We start from the raw sequence: 17057 nt of genomic DNA on the forward strand, positions 1-17057 counted from the left end.
GCCATCGTAGCCTTCTATCATCCATTTTTCACAAGCTCTACTGGACAGATTTCCCATAACCAGCACACCCGGTGGTTCGATCCCACGTGCCCTAGCGTGCGGGGACCGTGATTCCTCGCGCGTCGAGGATGGGTCGAACACCTTCGGCGAAGTGGTAGGACTCCTCGAGGTGCGGGTAGCCGGACAGAATGAACTCGTCGAATCCGGCGTCGTGGTACTCCCCGATCAGGTTGGCAACTTCCTCGTGCGAACCAACCAGCGCGGTGCCGGCACCGCCTCGAACGAGACCGACTCCGGCCCAGAGGTTCGGGTAGATCTCGAGCGAATCCTTGCTGCCCCCGTGCAATGCGGCCATCCGGCGCTGTCCCTCGGACTGCGACGACGAGTGCAGCGCGTGCGCCGCAGACACCTGTTCCTCGGGAAGCTCGTCGAGCAACTTTTGTGCGACGGCCCAGGCCTCTTCGGAGGTGTCGCGGCTGATGGTGTGCAGGCGAATGCCATAGGTGAGCTTGCGGCCCTCGGCGTCCGCGAGCGCCTGCACCTTCTCGATCTTGGCGCGGGCGTCGGCAGGAGGCTCACCCCACGTCAGATACGTCTGGACATGCTTGGCGGCGACGGCGAGTGCGGGATCCGACGAGCCGCCGAACCAGAACTCGGGCAACGGGTCCGGTGCCTCCGAAACACGCGCATCGGCCACCTTGAAGAATTCGCCTTCGTGATCGACCGACGTCTCCGTCCAGATCCGATGCACCAGTCCGAGGAATTCGTCGGTGCGGGCGTATCGCCGATCGTGATCGATCCAATCCCCGAAACGACGCTGCTCGACGTCGTCGCCCCCGGTGACGATGTTGAACAGCACCCGACCTTCCGAGAACCGCTGCAGCGTCGCTGCCTGTTGCGCCGCCAACGTGGGCGGCGTGAGGCCGGGACGGAAGGCGACAAGGAACTTCAACCGTCGGGTGCTCTGCAGTAGCGCGGCGGTGGTCAACCAGGCGTCCTCGCACCAGGTTCCGGTCGGTGTCAACACTCCCTCGTAGCCGAGGCGGTCCGCGGCCTGAGCCACCTCCGTGAGGTACCGCAGCGACGGACGACGGAACCCGGCAGGTTCGACGATGTTGGCCGACGCGTGAGATGCACCGACGATGGAGCGGCCGTCGCCAGCGGTGGGGAGGAACCAGAAAATGCGTGCGGTCACGAGTGAACTCCTACGACGTGGTGGGTGATCAGTTGGTGGAGGCGGTCGCGGCGGCGATGGCGTCGTTGTAACGCGTGTCGACGAAGTCTGCGAACGTGTTGCCGCCAGGGATGCTTCCGCTCTCGACGAATACATCGAAGAGCGTCTGCTCGGATTCGATCACGTTGTCGTCCAGAGCAATTGCGGGTCGCTGGCTTCGCCCCTGCGCCAATTCACCCGCGGCCGGGTCGATGCCGACGGCCGTCGAGTACGCCGACGCCCACTCTGCCGGGTGTGCGTCCGCCCATGCGGACGCCTTGGCCAGACGAACCACGAAGTCCTGCAGCGCAGTGTTCTTCGCGGGATCGTCCAGAGCCTGCTGAGACGCGATACCGAAGCCATAACCGTTGGCCACACCCTCGGCAGTGGTCAGCGTCTTCGAGCCGTTCTGCACCTGCGCGATGGCGGTGAACGGATCCCAGATCGCCCAGGCATCGACCTCGCCCGAGGTGAATGCCGTCAGCGCATCGGCAGGCTGAAGGAACACCAGCTGAACGTCGTCGGTGGTCAAGCCGGCCTTCTGTAACTGCAGCAGCACGTGTCCGTGCGCCGAACTTCCCTTGCCCACCGCGATCTTCTTACCGCGCAGGTCGGCGAACGACGCCAGAGTCGAATCCGGTGGCACGAGAATCTGATCGCCGCTCGCATCGTTGGTGTAGGCGGAGACGACCTTGATGCGTGCATTTGCTGCAACCCCGAAGACGGGGGGCGTGTTGCCGGTGACCGCGAAGTCGATCTGGCCGGCCGTTGCCGCCTCCACCTGAGGCGGGCCGGAAGTGAAGGTGGAGAACGCAACATCGTAGGGAGCGGAGTCCAGCTCACCCGATGCGCGCAGTAGGGCTTCGGTGCCACCCTTCTGGTCGCCGACATCGAGGGTGACCGTGGCGAGTTGGTCGTTCGAGACCAATTCCGGGGCTTGGGTGTTGGTGGTATCGCTACCACGCGAGACGCAACCGGTGAGTCCGACGACCGTCAAGGACAGGGCAGTGAGCACACCGAGTGCGCGCAGAGATCGAGGACGAGCATGTGACGACATGTGTGAAAGATCCTTGTCATTTGCCGAATTGGACGGTCAGTGAACTCCGAGAGCTCCGAGCAGATGGGTGCGAAGGCGGGAAAAGCCCGGCGTTCCGCGATCGCGGGGGCGGGGCAGATCGACGGTGACGGTGTCCGAGACTGCGCCGTTCTCGAGCACTACAACCCGATCGGCCAGCGCGATCGCCTCGTCGACATCGTGCGTGACCAGGAGGATGCCGAAGCGGTGCCGTCCCCACAGGTCGAGCAGAAGTGACTGCATGGTCAGTCGTGTGAGTGCGTCGAGCGCTCCGAACGGTTCGTCGAGGAGCAGCAGTTCGGGCTCCCCCACCAATGCCCGCGCCAGCGCAGCGCGCTGAGCTTGCCCACCGGACAACGTGAGTGGCCATGCGTCTCGCTTCTCGGCCAGCCCCACCTCGTCGAGCGTCGCGTCCGCAGCAGTCGATGCCTCGGTGCCGGTGACCCCTGCGGTGTTCAGACCGTAGGACACGTTCTGGCGAACCGACCGCCACGGAAACAGGCGTGGTTCCTGGAACGCGACCGCAGGATGCCCGGCGACGTGCCGCTCTCCTGTGTGGTCCGTGGACAGTCCGGCCAGGACACGCAGGATGGTCGACTTTCCGGAGCCGGAACGTCCGACCAGCGAGACGATTTCGCCGCGCTCGATGGACAGGTCGACACCCTTCAGCACGTGGCTGAATCCGTAGAACTTGTCGATGCCGTGCAGGGTGGCGACGGAAGTCGTCGTCGTAGTCATGAATCACGCATCCAATCGATAACGGAGGGCACGCTTTTCGAGGATTCGTACGATTCCGTCGGTGCCGATTCCCATCAGCGCGTAGACGACCAGTCCGAAGATGATGGTGTCCAAGCGCAGAAAGTCTCGGGCATCGTTGATGATGTGGCCCAGTCCTGATTCGCCGTTGATCTGCTCGGCCACGATCAAGGACAGCCAGGCGATAGCCAACGACTGTCGCAATCCCACCAGCAGCTGTGGAGCAATGCTGGGCAGGATGATCGTGGTGAAGCGTTGACGCCACGAGAAACCCAGTACGACGGCGGTGTCGAGGAAGTCGCGATCGATCTGACGGATGGCCGAGTACGTGTTGAGGTACAGCGGAAATGCAACTCCCAGAGCGATGAGCAGAATTTTGGGAGTCTCGCCGATCCCGAACCACAGGATGAACAGCGGGATGAGTCCGAGGTGCGGCAGTGCACGCAGCATCTGCAACGGTGGATCGACGGTTGCTTCGGCGAGCTTCGACAGTCCGACGAGCGCGCCGAGCACCACCCCGATCACCCCGCCCAGCACGAGTCCCTGAACAACACGGGTGCCGGAGACGGCGAGTGCCTCGACCAGCTGACCGTTGCGCAGCAACTGCACACCCGCGTCGAAGACCAAGGATGGTGCGGGCAGCACTCGCTCGGAGAGAACTCCGGCAGCGCTGGCGATCTGCCACAGAACGAGGAGCGCGAGGGGCGACAGACTGCGGACGACGGTCCATCGGTAGCGCTGCCACACAGACTGCTTCGGTGACGCGGGTGCGGGGCCGGCGTCGCTGACGCGCATGTGCACGGGCCCAGCGGGTGGGGCGTACGACGTGACGACCATGTTCACGTGCCTTCCGGTTAATGAGGAGCAGGTTCAATTCACCACCCTCCGTCACGATGCGGGTCCGAGAACAGGGTTCGAATCAGCGTGAATCTAGGTCGGGCAGAATCGCTGTCATGAACGTCGAGCCCATTCACACCGAACGCCTGACGCTGCGTCTGTACGAACCCGACGACGCAGACCGGATTCCCGCCTACTACAGCGACCCGGAAGTGTGCCGCTACCTCCTGCACGAAGCGTGGACGCACGCCGATGCTGTTGCGGCGGTGAGCAAACGGATGAAGCGAAGCGGGCTGCACACCCAGGCGCTCGCGATGGTCGTCGAACACGACGGGACGGTGGTGGGCAACGTCGAAGCATGGCTCGTTGACGGTTCGCCGGCACTCGTCGAACTCGGCTGGACGTTCTCCCCTGCCGTGGCCGGTCGTGGTTACGCGACCGAGGCGGTCGATGCGTTGATCGAGCACGTGTTCTCACTGCCCCAGATCCACCGGGTCAGCGCACAGATGGATGGACGCAACGACGCGTCGGCCCGGTTGGCCGCCCGGGTCGGGATGCGTCAGGAAGCGCACTTCCGCCAAAACTGGTGGTGCAAGGGCGAGTGGACCGACACGCTCGTCTACGCACTGTTGCGCGAGGATCGCTGACGCACATCACGCGACGTTCACCTCCCCGTCGGTTCCCCGACACCGGCCGGTGACCGCGGTGCGACAGTCTCGGAAAACTTCACTTTCCGAACTCTGGGAGTTTCACGAATGGCATCGCGTCGCAGAGCTGCTCTACTGGGCACGCTCGCTTTGATCTCGATCGTCTCCACGTCGATGGGCGGCGTTGCCACTGCCGTCCCGGCACGGACGGCGTCGCCGCTGTGTCAGGTTGCGGACCTGCTTCCCAGTGGATCGTCCTCGGGCCTCGGCTACCGATGTGCCGAAGCGGGTGAGCTTCTCGATCTGCCGATCGGTGATGTCCGCGCGACGCAACCCTCACTCGGATACGACGAGGTGTACTACAAGCTCGGTCGATACACACTCGGCAAGGACGAGATCAACAAGAAATTCGACGACTGGTGCGAGGCCAACGGGCAGGAAGAGGCCGCCTCCGCGTTACCCGATGCACGACTGGACAATCCGTCGTCGTTCACCTGCACCGTTGCCGTCGGCCAGGAAACACCCGACACGATCGCGCCCATGAAGACAGTCGTCATCGGACCGGGCGGCGTGCCGTACCTGACCGACGGACACCACACGCTCACCTCGTTCTACGAAACGGCCGACGGTGGACCGAATCTGCATCTTCGTCTGCGGGTGGTGGCCAATCTCAGCGATCTGAGCCCGGCGGATTTCTGGGCACGGATGAAGGCCGAGAAGTGGGTGTGGAACTACGACGTCGACGGCAACGAGGTTCCGGTGGAGCAGCTTCCGTCGGGAGTCGGCCTCGCCAAGTTCCAGAACGACAAGTACCGCAGCCTGATGTACTTCGCTCGCGATATCGGCTTCACACCCGGCACGATCCCGTTCCAGGAATTCTATTGGGGTGCATGGGTTCGCGACTCGGCGGAAGTCGACATCAGCGGCTGGGACAGCAACAACCTGGCGAGCTACCTGAGCACCGTCGAATCGGTCTCGCGCGCTCAGGTGGCGGCCCCGAAAGACACAGTCATCGACAGCGGCCGCACCGCAGCGGAACTCGGCGCACTGGCTTCCTGGAACGACGGCAAGGCTGCTGGTAAGGGCGAATTCGGAAAGCTTTCGGAACCGTACTCGGGCGACAAGCCCGGCAAACTGGCCTACGCCTTGCAATACAAAATGGGGCTGCCCCGATAGGTGCATGTCAGGTCGCCGGGCCGGCGTTGTCACACACCAGCCTGGCGGCGAGACCGCAATCGCAGGGCCACGAAGACGACGAAAGCCATGGCGACCGTCACGATAACGATTTTCTGCAGGATCTCGGCGTACGAGTCGACCAGGTGCCAGTTCTCGCCTAGCTTGTATCCCGCGGTGACGAAAATGGTGTTCCAGATGAGACTCCCAATGGTGGTGAGTAGAAGGAACTTCGCCATTCCCATCCGCTCGATCCCGGCCGGCAGGGAGATGAAGCTACGAAAGAGCGGGATCATTCGGCCGAGCAGAACTGCCTTCGAGCCGTGCTTGGCGAACCATGCCTCCGAGCGGTCGAAGTCGCTGGCCTTGATCAGGGGAATTCGCGCTACCAATGCCCGTGTGCGCTCGCGTCCGATGAGCGCACCCACCGCGTAGACGATGACCGCGCCCAGTACCGAGCCGAGCGTCGTCCAGAAGAGCGCAGCACCGAAAGAGAACGCTCCCTGACTGGCCGAGAACCCGGCAAGTGGGAGAACGAGTTCGCTCGGGATCGGCGGGAACAGATTGTCGGCACCGACGACGACCGCTGCGCCGGGGCCGCCAAGGGCATCCATGACGCCGACCGCCCACCCGGCCAGTCCGTCGAGAGTGCTGGTTTCTGCTGCTGTAGCAATCAATATGTTGGACATGGCAATTCCCTTGTTCGTCTATGTTTCCGGTCGTGAAGGACACGGAAAACGCTACGAACTATGTGGATGCGGGACATCGAGGAAAACCGTCGCCTGCCGCGGGGCTATCTGCACGGATGTGTGTGGTTTACCGCAGTGTCAGCGGCCACTTGCTCGGATACGCTGCTCGTGTGCTGGCCAACCGTGACGTCTACTCACCCGAGCAGGCTGATCGCGCGTCGATCGGCTCACTTCTACGGCGCTGGCTCACGGCACTTTCCGGAGTTCTGCTCGGAATCTTCACCGCGATCGCGGCTCTGTTGTTCTCCGTGGCGGCTTTACTCGCCCTAGCACTGGTGCGTCTCCTCGGCCGGTGGGGAGACCCAATACGGACGGCCGTAGACGAGACTGCATTGATGCTGTCCGACTTCGAGATCCGGCGGATCACACGCTTTCACGGCGCGTTCTCCACGGATGCGGCGGCCCCTCGTCGCTGCCGCTGGTATCTCGGAATTCGTTGGCCTATCGGGCTGCTCGGGCTCGGCGTGATTCTCCTCCTGACGCTGTGTCTCGTCGTCGCCGGATCGATGGTCTCGGCATGGACTGTCAGCGGCGACTGGGGCTTGATCGAGGACTCGAACCGCGTCGACGGCGGACTCATCGCCACAGCCGCACTACCCGGAGTCCTGCTGATTTTCGTCGCGGCAGTCGGAGTGGCGGGGGTGGGATATCTCGATCGCTGGTTCATCATCCAGGTACTCGGCCGGCAGTCGGATCGGTTGCTGCACCACCGGGTTGCCGAGCTGACGAGCACCCGCGATCATGTCGTGGACGCTATCGACGACGAACGCCGACGCATCGAGCGTGACCTGCACGACGGCGTGCAACAGCACCTGGTTGCTTTGGGAATGCTCGTCGGCCGGGCTCGCCGCGCTGAAGATCCCGACAAGGTGCACGAACTCCTCCGCCAAGCCCAGGTCGCCTCGCAGGGAGCGATAGACGAGCTGCGCGAGGTTGCCAACCGGGTGTATCCGATCGCACTCGACAAGGACGGCCTGCGCCCAGCTCTCGAGGCGCTGGCCGAGCGGTCCGGTGTGCCCGTTCGACTCTCGTACGAACTGACAGAGAGGTTGCGCCCCGCTGTGGAAACAGCCGTCTACTTCGTCATCTCGGAGGCGGTGACCAACGCAGCCAAGCATGCCTCCCCGAGATCGTTGGAGGTCGACGTCACTCAACAAAAGTTCGATCGCGTACTGGCAACCATCACCGACGACGGGTCCGGTGGCGCCGATCCGTCCGGCACCGGATTGTCCGGACTGGCCCGCCGCGTCGCTGCCATGGATGGCACCCTCACCGTGGACAGCCCGGTCGGCGGCCCGACCGTTGTGACTGCGAGCATCCCATGCGCGTGATCGTCGCGGAGGACTCGACGTTGCTGCGTGAGGGCCTGGTCCGTCTGCTGGTCGACGAAGGCCATGACGTGATCGCGTCCGTGGGCGACGCCGACGCGCTCCTGGCTGCCGTGGAACTGGATCATCCCGACATCGTCGTCACCGACGTTCGGATGCCTCCAGGCAACAGCGACGAGGGGCTGCGGGCAGCATTGACCATTCGCAGTCGATGGCCGGAGGTGGCAGTGCTCGTGCTCTCCCAGTACGTCGAAAACCGCTACGCGGCAGAGCTGATCAGTGGGCCAGGAGGCAAGGTCGGGTACCTGCTGAAGGACCGAGTCGCGCAGGTCGACGAGTTCCTGGACGCCCTCGACAGAGTTGCCGGCGGCGGGACTGCCTTCGACCCGGAGGTGGTGCGCCAGCTGTTGTCTCGCACCACCCGATCCAATCCCCTCGAACGACTGACGCCGCGCGAGCGCGATGTGCTCGAGCTGATGGCGCAAGGTCTCACGAACGCCAGAATCGCCGCTGGTCTGTTCATTTCGGTGAGCTCGGTCGAGAAACACATCAACGCCGTGTTCGACAAACTCGGATTGGCGAACTCGACTGGTATGAGCCGACGCGTGATGGCGGTGGTGGCCTACCTGCGCACCTAGCCGGGCCGACTACCACCGATCGACGTGCAGCACTGTCTCGATCGGATCCCTGGGCGCGACCTTGAAGGTCTCCCCCGTGTAGTAGGCAGTCGGAATCAGTGCGCCTTGATGGAAGCCTTCGGGAATGCCGAGCAGTTCGGAGATCTCGGCTTCCTTCGCGAGATGGATTGTCGTCCACGCTGTTCCGAGTCCACGCGCCCGAGCAGCCAGCGCGTAGTTCCACACCGCAGGCAACAACGAGCCCCATAAACCGGCCTGATTGCCGGCTGGAAGAGTCTTCCCTGCCTTGATGCACGGAATCAGCAGCACGGGAACTTCACCCATGTGCTCGCCGAGCCAACCGGCACTGTCGCCGACGCGCTTCTGAACCGATGCGCGTTCGGGATCGTCCGCGAAAAAGGCCGAAGCGGATTGCTTCGATGCCTGGTACTCGGCGAACAGTTCGCCGTAGATCGCACCGATGCGGGCACGAAGATCAGGATCGGTGACGACGATCCACTGCCACCCCTGCTTGTTCGAGCCGGACGGGGCCTGCAGCGCGATCTCGAGACATTCCTTGATCAGCTCCATTGGCACCGGCCGCGTCAGGTCCAGGCGCTTGCGGACCGTACGCGTCGTAGTCAGCAGCTCGTCGGGAGTCAGATCAACGATCGGGAAAGAAGTCACCCTTCGATCATGCACCATTCGGCCTCTGCAGGGCCCGGTCGGTCAATTCTTCGTTCGCAGCGTCCCAGCGCGCCGCCATGGACAGTCCCCCATGCCCGTCGCCCTCATCGATGACGAGTGTCGACCCGGGCCAACGTCGGTGTAGATGCCACGGCGTGACAGCCGGTCCGGAAACGTCCTTTCGGCCATGGATCAGGACGCCCGGAACATCTCGCAGACCGTCGGCACGATCGAGCAGAGGCGGATCACAGAACCCGTCGTGCGACCAGTAGTGCGCGGTCAGCCGCACGAAGGCGAGTCGGAACCGGTCGTCGTCCCACCGCGGATTGCGCCGAACGCCATCGGTACCGATCGAGATGTGCACGTCTTCCCACAGTGCCCACTCGCGAGATGCTTTGTCCCGCAGATGTAAATCGGCCGAATTGAACAGGCGGTCGTACGCGTCGACTGTGCGGCCCTCACCGCGTCGATAGCCAACGCCGGCCTGCTCGGCGAAGGTGGCGAACCGATCCCACGCCTCCGGGAAGACCGCACCGACGCCCTCGGTGATCCAAACGACCTCCGCGCGGCTGGTCGTCGTCACCGACACGAGCACCATGCCGAGAACCCTCGTCGGATGCGCGAGAGCGTAGGCAAGAGCAAGAGTGGATCCCCAGGACGCGCCGTTGACGATCCACGCCTCGACGCCGAGGAGCACACGCAGCGCTTCGATATCGGCGATCAGATGCGCAGTGGTGTTGGTAGTCAACGACGTCGAGGGATCCGACGCGTGCGGGGTCGACCGTCCGCACCCGCGCTGCTCGAATCCGATTGCGCGAACACGGGACAGGTCGAAGTGGCGACGAAACTGACTGGAGTTCAGGGTCCCGCCCGGTCCGCCGTGCAGGTACACCGCCGGGACGCCGTCGGACGGACCCCATTGCTCCCAGTAGACGCGCTGCCCGTCCCCGACATCCAGCATTCCGTGCAGTGTCGGTTCGTCCTCCGGTGTCATAGCGCCATCACATCATTCGAGAGGCAGCATCTGTCGGATCACTGCCCATGCGGACGCGTCGACCCATGAGGGATTGGACTGCTGCGGCGACCGGAACACCTCGAGCATCGACAGTTCCGCAACGGCATGCAGATCCGATGCGAGGACCGGCTCATCGAACAGCGTGATGTTCGTCGAGACCTTCCACTGGGAGCCGGGGACCGGGGTGCCGGTCAATCGACCCGCACCCCAGATCCCGCGTCGCGGGTGGCTGCTGACCCAGAACAACACAGGTTGCCCAGGTGCCATCAGACGAGTTCGATAGTTGTTCGCGACGCACCAATTCTCGTGCGCACGTGCAGCTTCGACCATCGGTGCAAGGTCGGTCTTGTGCGGATTGCACTTGATCACCCATGCGCCGAGCGTCTGGTCCGTTATCGCCCGTGCCGTCACACTCGCCATCGTAATGACAAACTGGGCGACAGCGTCGTTGCCCTGCGCAGGGACAATTACCAACCCACCTGGTGTGGATGGCAGCTCGTTGGGATCTCCCACTCGCCGGCGACGCCGGTCGGTCATCCATTCAGGCGGCGGCTTTCGCACCAGCTCGTGCACCATTTCGTGCCGCCATTACTCTGGCCTCATGTGTTCCAGCGACACCGAAAGGACACCATGACGACCCTGACCCGAGGCGGGAATGCCCTGATCGAGGCACGAGCGTTCGAGGTCACCGTCGACGACGCCAACGGTGTCGACCTACTTGCGTTCCAAGTGAACACGGGTCGAAAAGTACGCAGCGACGACGACTTCGTGTTCTTCAATCAGCCATCGTCGCCCGAGGGCGCGGTTCGGCTGTCATCGACGCGTTCGTTGAGCATCGACCTGCGTCTCGTGCCTACCGACGTCGACGCCATCGTCGTCGCGGTTGCGTCGGACAGCGCACTGTCGACTCGCGCCGGAATGACCGTAAGGTCGAGCGACATCGTCAGTCCAGCATCGGGTTTGACGACGGAAACTGCAGCAGTTCTGGTCGAAATTTATCGCCGCGGCGGCGACTGGAAGGTGCGCAATGTGAGCGCCGGCTGGGACGCGGGCTTTGCCGATCTCGTCCGCGAACACGGTGTCGACGTCGAGGACAACGATACCCCGACAGTGCGTTCCGTAGCGGGCGAGGAAAAGCTCTCGATGGTCAAACGCGAGAAGCTCGATCTCCGCAAGAAACATGTACACAAGGTGTTGCTGACGAAGAATGCCGTGGGACTGCGGGCTCGGATCATTCTTGTCATCGACAAAACCGGCAGCATGAGCAAGCAGTACTCGACGCGCGTAGTGCACAGAGTCGTCGAACGAATGGTTCCGGTTGCGACCCAGCTCGACGACGACGGCGAGCTCGAACCCTACCTCTACGGCTCGTGGTACGCGCAGCTACCAGTCATCACCGTCGCAGGCACCGATTCCTGGGCCGACACCTACCTCCACCTGTACGGCCACCATGGCGGAATCGACTACTCGTCGATCGGCGGCACCAACGACGAACTGCCGATCATGAATCAGATCCTGTCCACGGTGGCCTCGCGTCAGCCCACGTTGGTGCTGTTCTTCACCGACGGTGGCTTCACCAAACGCGGGCCGATCGCGAGCTTCATGCGGACGGCGTCGAGCGCGCCCATCTTTTGGCAGTTCATCGGTGTCGGCAAAGCGAACTACGGCGTTCTCGAAAAGCTGGACACCATGGAAGGCCGGCTCATCGACAACGCCGGGTTCTTCGCGCTCGACGACATCGACAAAGTCTCCGACGCCGAGCTGTACGAACGAATCCTCAGCGAATTCCCGGATTGGATACGTGCAGCCCGGGCGGCGAAGATAATCGACTGACGACGGACACCCGACCTGATAGAAGTCAGACCGCCTGTCGTGGGCTCAGGCGGTACCGACCGCGTCGTTGCCCTGCGCAGCCGAGACCACCAGATTGTTTGCCGTGAGGCCGTTTCCGTTCTTGACCGCGTCGATCCACTGGTCGGTCGTCGCCACCGCTGCGAAATTGGACTGGTAAAGCACCATCAGCGCCTTGTGGAGTTGTTCGGCTGAGACTGTCCCCGCCTCGTTCGAAAGGTTGATCGAGCCAGTGGCGTCGGACAGGATCTCGACGGTCAGGTTTAGTGCTTCGGCGTCGGCGCTGGTGGCGAGATCGCAGTTGTTGGTCATGTATCCGACGATCGTGACGGTGTCGACATTGTTGCCCTGCAACCACTTCGCCACGTCGGTGCCAGCGAAGACGCTGCTGTACTGCTTCTCGACTCGCTCGAAGGACGGCTGCACGACGGCCTGAATGTCGGGATGAAGCTCGTACGTCGGGGTTCCCTTGACGAATGCCGGCGAGCCTTCGGGCATCTCGTGCTGCACGATGGCCACCGGAACATCCTGCGTCACAGCCGCTTCGATGGTACGAACGATGTTGGCCAACGACTCGTCGCGAGGCGGGTACTGGATCTTCAGCACTCCCTCGAAGTATTCCTGCTGTACATCGATGACGATGAGGGCTCTACGCGGTGCGGTCATGGACGTTCTCCTTCAGGTGGCGTACTCGGTCGATACCCATACTTCGGCACCGACCTTGCGTTCACGAGTGGCACGGATGCATACTTTCGATGAAATTGCGCCAATTCATCGATCGGAGATTCATGCGCATCGCGCTGTACGTGTTCGACGGCATCACCATGTTCCACCTCGCCGCGCCGTTGATGGTGTTCGGCGAGGTGACGCGCCTCGGGCTGGCCCCCGACTGGGAGACGCGGGTGTGGTCCGACGAGCCAGGATCGATCCGCACCGAGGAGGGCTTCCCCGTCGGCGAGATCGAAGGCCCCGACATCGCCGATTGTGCCGACATCGTCATCGTGACGTCGTGGCCGGAGTCGTTGCCACACATCGGCGCTCACCTGTCCACCGCTCTTCGAGGCGCTCACAGACGGGGAGCCCAGATCGCGGGACTGTGTCTGGGGTCGTTTGCCGTCGCCGACACCGGACTGCTCGCGGGACGCCCTGCCGTCACCCATTGGTCCAAGATGACCGAACTGCGCGACCGCAATTCGCAACTGGGCCTCGACGAGTCCGTGCTCTACATCGACCACGGCGACGTCATGACCTCCGCGGGCACGGCGTCGTCGATCGATTCCTGCCTGCACATCGTCCGCAAGCACCTCGGCGCGGCAGCGGCAACGCGGGTCGCGCGCAGTCTGGTGGTCGCACCCCATCGCGACGGCGGTCAGGCGCAATACATCGAACGGCCGGTGATCGAGGCATCCGAGGACTCCGCGATCGCCGACGTCCAGAGCTGGGCGCTGGAGCGACTGGCCGAGCCCCTGCCGATCGAGCGCCTTGCCGAGCGGGCACGCATGAGCCGGCGCAGCTTCATCCGGCAATTTCAGTATGCGACGGGAACCACGCCCGCGCGCTGGATACTCGACCAGCGGCTCGACGCCGCCCGCAGCCAACTCGAAACGACCGGCCACAGTATCGAGACCATCGCTGCCTCGTGCGGATTCGGCAGCGCCGTCACCCTGCGTCAGAACTTCCACTCGGCGTTCGCCGTCACGCCGACGGCCTACCGGAAGCAGTTCGCGGTCGGTTGTGCAACCACGGACACCGCCGACAGGCGAGGATGAGCAACGTGATCCTGTGGATAGTTGCCGGAGTCGAGCTCGCCGCCATCATCGCGCTCGGTGTGGTTCTCATCGTGTCTCGACGAAAGTTGAAGCACACGCGTCGGGCACTCGACCGCGCTCTCGAATCGCAGCAACGCCGTAAGCGACGCGGCCTGGTGCCCTTCGCGATCAGAACCGCCTTCCACACCACGGACCTACTCATCAACAAGGGATTCGGCGCGACCGTCCGCAACTCCGTCGAAGACCTCGCGGGCTGGGCCAAGGTCGAACGCCCCGACCTGGCACGCATGACCGCCGACGGCGACATCGTGGTCATGTTCTCCGACATCGAAGGGTCCACCGCCCGCAACGAAGAACTGGGCGACCGCGGTTGGGTGAAACTGCTCGAGAAGCACAACAAGCTGATCCGCAAACACGTCGACGACCACGGCGGACATGTGGTCAAGAGCCAGGGCGACGGTTACATGATCGCCTTCTCCGACCCGGCCGAGGCCGTGCGCTGCGGAGTGGAAGTCCAAGAAGCCCTGCTGAAGAACCCAGATCGGTGGGACCGCATCCGCGTGCGCATGGGCGTGCACGTCGGCAGCTCGGTGCGTCGAGGCGACGACCTGTTCGGACTCAACGTGGCCATGGCGGCAAGAGTGGCGAACCAAGCCGAGGGCGGAGAAATTCTTGTCAGCGAGCCGGTGCGTGACGCCATCGCCAGGGCGGACGGCCTGACTCTGGGGACGCCCCGCGACGTCGAACTCAAGGGAATGAGCGGAAGCTTTCAGTTGTATCCGGTGGCGCTGCCGGCACTTCCGAGTGCGGAGACCGGCCACGCGAGCGCATGAATGTCCCATTCACAACGTCTGAACGCGTGAATGTCGCATTGATCCCAACCGGGGGGCGAACTGTGGACCGCGGACGGCTGGCGGCTGCTGCTAAGTCCGAAAGTTGTTGCCCCCGAACGAATGAATGGCCCATTCACAACGCCTGAGCGCGTGAATGGGCCATTCATCCCGAAAAGGGGGGGGTGGTGAAGCAGGCAGAAGTACTACTGCTTCGCCGACTCCAGTGCCTCGTTGAACGTCGAGGACGGACGCATCACTGCGGCGGTGGCTTCGGGGTCCGGGTAGTAGTAACCACCGATGTCGACCGGGTTGCCCTGTACCGCGTTGAGCTCGCCGACGATCTTCTCTTCGTTCTCCGCGAGGGTCTTTGCCAGAGCTGCGAAGTGCTTGGCCAGCTCGGTGTCCTCGGTCTGCTCAGCGAGTTCCTGTGCCCAGTAGAGGGCGAGGTAGAACTGGCTGCCACGGTTGTCGAGTTCACCGGTCGAGCGCGACGGGCCTTTGCTGTTCTCGAGCAGCTTGCCGGTGGCCGAGTCGAGTGCGTTGGCGAGGATGGTCGCCTTGACGTCACCGGTCTTGGTTCCCAGGTCCTCGAGGCTGACTGCGAGAGCCAGGAATTCACCCAGCGAATCCCAGCGAAGGTGGTTCTCCTCGATGAGCTGCTTGACGTGCTTGGGGGCCGAGCCGCCCGCGCCCGTCTCGTACAGTCCACCGCCGGCCATCAGCGGAACGATGGAGAGCATCTTGGCGCTGGTGCCGAGTTCGAGGATCGGGAACAGGTCGGTGAGGTAGTCACGCAGGATGTTGCCGGTCGCGGAGATGGTGTCGAGCCCGCGGATGAGACGTTCCATCGTGTAGCGGATCGCACGTACCTGCGACATGATCTGAATGTCGAGGCCCTCTGTCTCGTGATCCTTCAGGTACATGCGCACCTTGCCGATCAGCTCGTTCTCATGCGGGCGGTACGGGTCGAGCCAGAAGACGACCGGCATTCCGGACTCACGGGTGCGGCGCACTGCCAACGCAACCCAGTCGCGAATCGGCGCATCCTTGACGATGCACAGACGCCAGATGTCACCCTCTTCGACGTCCTGCGTCAGCAGAACCTCGCCCGTCGCCAGGTCGGTGATGTTCGCGACGCCACCGGCAGGGACCTCGAACGTCTTGTCGTGCGAGCCGTACTCCTCGGCCTTCTGCGCCATCAGGCCGACGTTGGGAACGGTGCCCATCGTCGTCGGATCGAACTGACCGTTGGTCTTACAGAAGTTGATCATTTCCTGGTAGATGCGGAAGAAGGTCGACTCCGGGCTGACTGCCTTGGTGTCCTTCGGCCGACCGTCCGCGCCCCACATCTTGCCGCCGCTGCGGATCATCGCAGGCATCGACGCGTCGACGATGACGTCGCTGGGCGAATGGAAGTTCGAGATTCCGCGTGCGGAGTCGACCATCGCCAGCTCCGGACGAGTCTCGTGGCACTTGTGCAGGTCGTCGATGATCTCCTCGCGCTGCGCGCTGGGGAGTGCCTCGATCTTGCTGTAGAGGTCCGAGAGGCCGTTGTTGACGTTGACGCCGAGCTCCTCGAACAGGTCGCCGTGCTTGGCGAACGCGTCCTTGTAGAAGACCTTGACGGCGTGACCGAAGACGATGGGGTGCGAGACCCGCATCATCGTGGCCTTGACGTGCAGGGAGAACATGATGCCCGTCTTGTAGGCGTCCTCCATCTGCTCCTCGTAGAACTCGATGAGCGCCTTCTTGCTCATGAACATGCTGTCGATGACGTCGCCGTCGGTGAGCGACACCTTCTCCTTGAGGACGATGGTCTCGCCGCCCTCGGTCAGCAGCTCCATCTTGACCTCGCGGTCGCCTTCGACGGTCATCGACTTCTCGCCGTGGTAGAAGTCGCCGTGGCGCATGTGCGCGACGTGGGTGCGCGACGCCGGCGACCATTCACCCATGCTGTGCGGGTGCTTGCGCGCGAATTCCTTGACGGCCTTGGGTGCGCGGCGATCCGAATTACCCTCGCGCAGAACGGGGTTGACCGCGCTGCCGAGGCACTTGGTGTAGCGGTCGCGGATTTCGCGCTCTTCGTCGGTCTTCGGGTTCCCGGGGAAGTCGGGGATCGCGTAGCCCTTGTCCTGCAGTTCCTTGATCGCGGTCAGCAACTGCGGAACGGAGGCACTGATGTTGGGAAGCTTGATGATGTTGGTGTCGGGCAGCTGCGTCAGCTTGCCCAGCTCGGCGAGGTTGTCGGTCACTCGCTGGTCTTCGTTGAGGTAATCGGGGAACTCGGCGAGGATGCGGTTCGCAACCGAGATGTCACTGGACTCGACGTCGATGCCGGCCGCGCTGGCGAAAGAACGTATGACCGGCAGAAACGCGTGAGTCGCCAGCATCGGCGCCTCATCGGTCAGGGTATAGATGATGGTCGGCTTCTTCGCTGTCATGTTTCGCCTTTGCCTCAGTTTCGACGTCGTCTTTTGGATGCGTTCGTCCTCAACTTTAATCTTCGT

General features: G+C 63.3%; 17 protein-coding genes. 7 read left to right on the top strand and 10 right to left on the bottom strand.

Features of this window, described 5'->3' with window-relative positions:
- Window positions 1-91: 91 nt before the first annotated feature.
- Genes JLZ96_RS24175 through JLZ96_RS24190 form a run of 4 tightly spaced genes read right to left on the bottom strand, consistent with a single transcriptional unit; the run spans window position 92 to window position 3881 of the window.
- Window positions 92-1195 carry an LLM class flavin-dependent oxidoreductase gene (locus tag JLZ96_RS24175; RefSeq protein WP_032393124.1) on the bottom strand — a complete coding sequence of 368 codons (1104 nt, stop codon included), beginning with the start codon at window positions 1193-1195 and terminating at the stop codon, window positions 92-94.
- Window positions 1196-1223: 28 nt separating this feature from the next.
- Window positions 1224-2270 (bottom strand): ABC transporter substrate-binding protein, encoded by a 1047-nt coding sequence (locus tag JLZ96_RS24180; protein WP_094718748.1) that lies wholly within the window; start codon window positions 2268-2270, stop codon window positions 1224-1226.
- 36 nt (window positions 2271-2306) lie between these two features.
- Window positions 2307-3026 carry an ABC transporter ATP-binding protein gene (locus tag JLZ96_RS24185; protein ID WP_094718747.1) on the bottom strand — a complete coding sequence of 240 codons (720 nt, stop codon included), beginning with the start codon at window positions 3024-3026 and terminating at the stop codon, window positions 2307-2309.
- A gap of 3 nt (window positions 3027-3029) precedes the next feature.
- The gene (locus tag JLZ96_RS24190; RefSeq protein WP_374758067.1) at window positions 3030-3881 is read right to left on the bottom strand and encodes an ABC transporter permease; all 852 of its coding nucleotides are present in this window, start codon (window positions 3879-3881) and stop codon (window positions 3030-3032) included.
- Between the two features lie 116 nt (window positions 3882-3997).
- On the opposite strand from JLZ96_RS24190, the gene JLZ96_RS24195 reads away from it, so the two are divergent.
- Window positions 3998-4528 (top strand): GNAT family N-acetyltransferase, encoded by a 531-nt coding sequence (locus JLZ96_RS24195; protein WP_201011490.1) that lies wholly within the window; start codon window positions 3998-4000, stop codon window positions 4526-4528.
- A 108-nt stretch (window positions 4529-4636) separates the two neighbouring features.
- The gene (locus tag JLZ96_RS24200) at window positions 4637-5704 is read left to right on the top strand and encodes a ParB/Srx family N-terminal domain-containing protein (RefSeq protein ID WP_201011491.1); all 1068 of its coding nucleotides are present in this window, start codon (window positions 4637-4639) and stop codon (window positions 5702-5704) included.
- Window positions 5705-5733: 29 nt separating this feature from the next.
- On the opposite strand, the gene JLZ96_RS24205 is transcribed toward JLZ96_RS24200, so the two are convergent.
- Complete coding sequence (locus tag JLZ96_RS24205) at window positions 5734-6390, bottom strand: DedA family protein (protein WP_201011492.1); 657 nt, start codon at window positions 6388-6390, stop codon at window positions 5734-5736.
- Window positions 6391-6560: 170 nt separating this feature from the next.
- On the opposite strand from JLZ96_RS24205, the gene JLZ96_RS24210 reads away from it, so the two are divergent.
- Both JLZ96_RS24210 and JLZ96_RS24215 read left to right on the top strand, forming a co-directional pair.
- Window positions 6561-7781, top strand: a complete 1221-nt coding sequence (locus tag JLZ96_RS24210) for a sensor histidine kinase (protein WP_236254233.1) — start codon at window positions 6561-6563, stop codon at window positions 7779-7781.
- Complete coding sequence (locus JLZ96_RS24215) at window positions 7772-8416, top strand: response regulator transcription factor (RefSeq protein WP_032388499.1); 645 nt, start codon at window positions 7772-7774, stop codon at window positions 8414-8416. Before JLZ96_RS24210 ends, JLZ96_RS24215 begins: the two co-directional genes overlap by 10 nt.
- 9 nt (window positions 8417-8425) lie before the next feature.
- Here JLZ96_RS24215 and JLZ96_RS24220 read toward each other — a convergent pair whose 3' ends face one another.
- The 3 genes from JLZ96_RS24220 to JLZ96_RS24230 are packed head-to-tail and all read right to left on the bottom strand — an operon-like array spanning window position 8426 to window position 10508.
- Window positions 8426-9082, bottom strand: coding sequence for a nitroreductase family protein (locus JLZ96_RS24220; RefSeq protein ID WP_201011494.1), 657 nt, complete (start codon window positions 9080-9082; stop codon window positions 8426-8428).
- Between the two features lie 7 nt (window positions 9083-9089).
- Complete coding sequence (locus JLZ96_RS24225) at window positions 9090-10076, bottom strand: alpha/beta fold hydrolase (protein ID WP_201011495.1); 987 nt, start codon at window positions 10074-10076, stop codon at window positions 9090-9092.
- A gap of 12 nt (window positions 10077-10088) precedes the next feature.
- Complete coding sequence (locus JLZ96_RS24230) at window positions 10089-10508, bottom strand: EVE domain-containing protein (protein ID WP_230591500.1); 420 nt, start codon at window positions 10506-10508, stop codon at window positions 10089-10091.
- 219 nt (window positions 10509-10727) lie between these two features.
- Here JLZ96_RS24230 and JLZ96_RS24235 point away from each other — a divergent pair, with 219 nt between their 5' ends.
- Window positions 10728-11930, top strand: a complete 1203-nt coding sequence (locus tag JLZ96_RS24235) for a VWA domain-containing protein (RefSeq protein ID WP_032388556.1) — start codon at window positions 10728-10730, stop codon at window positions 11928-11930.
- Window positions 11931-11975: 45 nt separating this feature from the next.
- On the opposite strand, the gene JLZ96_RS24240 is transcribed toward JLZ96_RS24235, so the two are convergent.
- Entirely contained in the window at window positions 11976-12614 is a 639-nt protein-coding gene (locus JLZ96_RS24240) for an isochorismatase family protein (protein ID WP_201011496.1), read from the bottom strand.
- A 122-nt stretch (window positions 12615-12736) separates the two neighbouring features.
- On the opposite strand from JLZ96_RS24240, the gene JLZ96_RS24245 reads away from it, so the two are divergent.
- Together JLZ96_RS24245 and JLZ96_RS24250 are read left to right on the top strand one after the other, a co-directional pair.
- Window positions 12737-13717 (top strand): GlxA family transcriptional regulator, encoded by a 981-nt coding sequence (locus JLZ96_RS24245; RefSeq protein WP_201011527.1) that lies wholly within the window; start codon window positions 12737-12739, stop codon window positions 13715-13717.
- A complete protein-coding gene (locus tag JLZ96_RS24250) occupies window positions 13714-14550 on the top strand; it encodes an adenylate/guanylate cyclase domain-containing protein (protein ID WP_052061211.1) in 837 nt (278 codons plus the stop codon). Before JLZ96_RS24245 ends, JLZ96_RS24250 begins: the two co-directional genes overlap by 4 nt.
- A gap of 203 nt (window positions 14551-14753) precedes the next feature.
- Here JLZ96_RS24250 and JLZ96_RS24255 read toward each other — a convergent pair whose 3' ends face one another.
- Window positions 14754-16991 (bottom strand): NADP-dependent isocitrate dehydrogenase, encoded by a 2238-nt coding sequence (locus tag JLZ96_RS24255; protein WP_201011497.1) that lies wholly within the window; start codon window positions 16989-16991, stop codon window positions 14754-14756.
- Between the last annotated feature and the right edge of the window lie 66 nt (window positions 16992-17057).

The organism is Rhodococcus sp. NKCM2511, from assembly GCF_014905595.1.
GTDB classification, from domain to species: Bacteria; Actinomycetota; Actinomycetes; order Mycobacteriales; family Mycobacteriaceae; genus Rhodococcoides; species Rhodococcoides fascians.

Excerpts from the sequence above, each read along its gene's own strand:
- JLZ96_RS24255 (WP_201011497.1), bottom strand. The coding sequence starts at position 16,991 with ATGACAGCGAAGAAGCCGACCATCATCTATACCCTGACCGATGAGGCG.
- JLZ96_RS24240 (WP_201011496.1), bottom strand. The coding sequence starts at position 12,614 with ATGACCGCACCGCGTAGAGCCCTCATCGTCATCGATGTACAGCAGGAA.
- JLZ96_RS24200 (WP_201011491.1), top strand. The coding sequence starts at position 4,637 with ATGGCATCGCGTCGCAGAGCTGCTCTACTGGGCACGCTCGCTTTGATC.
- JLZ96_RS24180 (WP_094718748.1), bottom strand. The coding sequence starts at position 2,270 with ATGTCGTCACATGCTCGTCCTCGATCTCTGCGCGCACTCGGTGTGCTC.
- JLZ96_RS24185 (WP_094718747.1), bottom strand. The coding sequence starts at position 3,026 with ATGACTACGACGACGACTTCCGTCGCCACCCTGCACGGCATCGACAAG.
- JLZ96_RS24215 (WP_032388499.1), top strand. The coding sequence starts at position 7,772 with ATGCGCGTGATCGTCGCGGAGGACTCGACGTTGCTGCGTGAGGGCCTG.
- JLZ96_RS24225 (WP_201011495.1), bottom strand. The coding sequence starts at position 10,076 with ATGACACCGGAGGACGAACCGACACTGCACGGAATGCTGGATGTCGGG.
- JLZ96_RS24190 (WP_374758067.1), bottom strand. The coding sequence starts at position 3,881 with ATGGTCGTCACGTCGTACGCCCCACCCGCTGGGCCCGTGCACATGCGC.
- JLZ96_RS24250 (WP_052061211.1), top strand. The coding sequence starts at position 13,714 with ATGAGCAACGTGATCCTGTGGATAGTTGCCGGAGTCGAGCTCGCCGCC.
- JLZ96_RS24195 (WP_201011490.1), top strand. The coding sequence starts at position 3,998 with ATGAACGTCGAGCCCATTCACACCGAACGCCTGACGCTGCGTCTGTAC.
- JLZ96_RS24235 (WP_032388556.1), top strand. The coding sequence starts at position 10,728 with ATGACGACCCTGACCCGAGGCGGGAATGCCCTGATCGAGGCACGAGCG.
- JLZ96_RS24245 (WP_201011527.1), top strand. The coding sequence starts at position 12,737 with ATGCGCATCGCGCTGTACGTGTTCGACGGCATCACCATGTTCCACCTC.
- JLZ96_RS24205 (WP_201011492.1), bottom strand. The coding sequence starts at position 6,390 with ATGTCCAACATATTGATTGCTACAGCAGCAGAAACCAGCACTCTCGAC.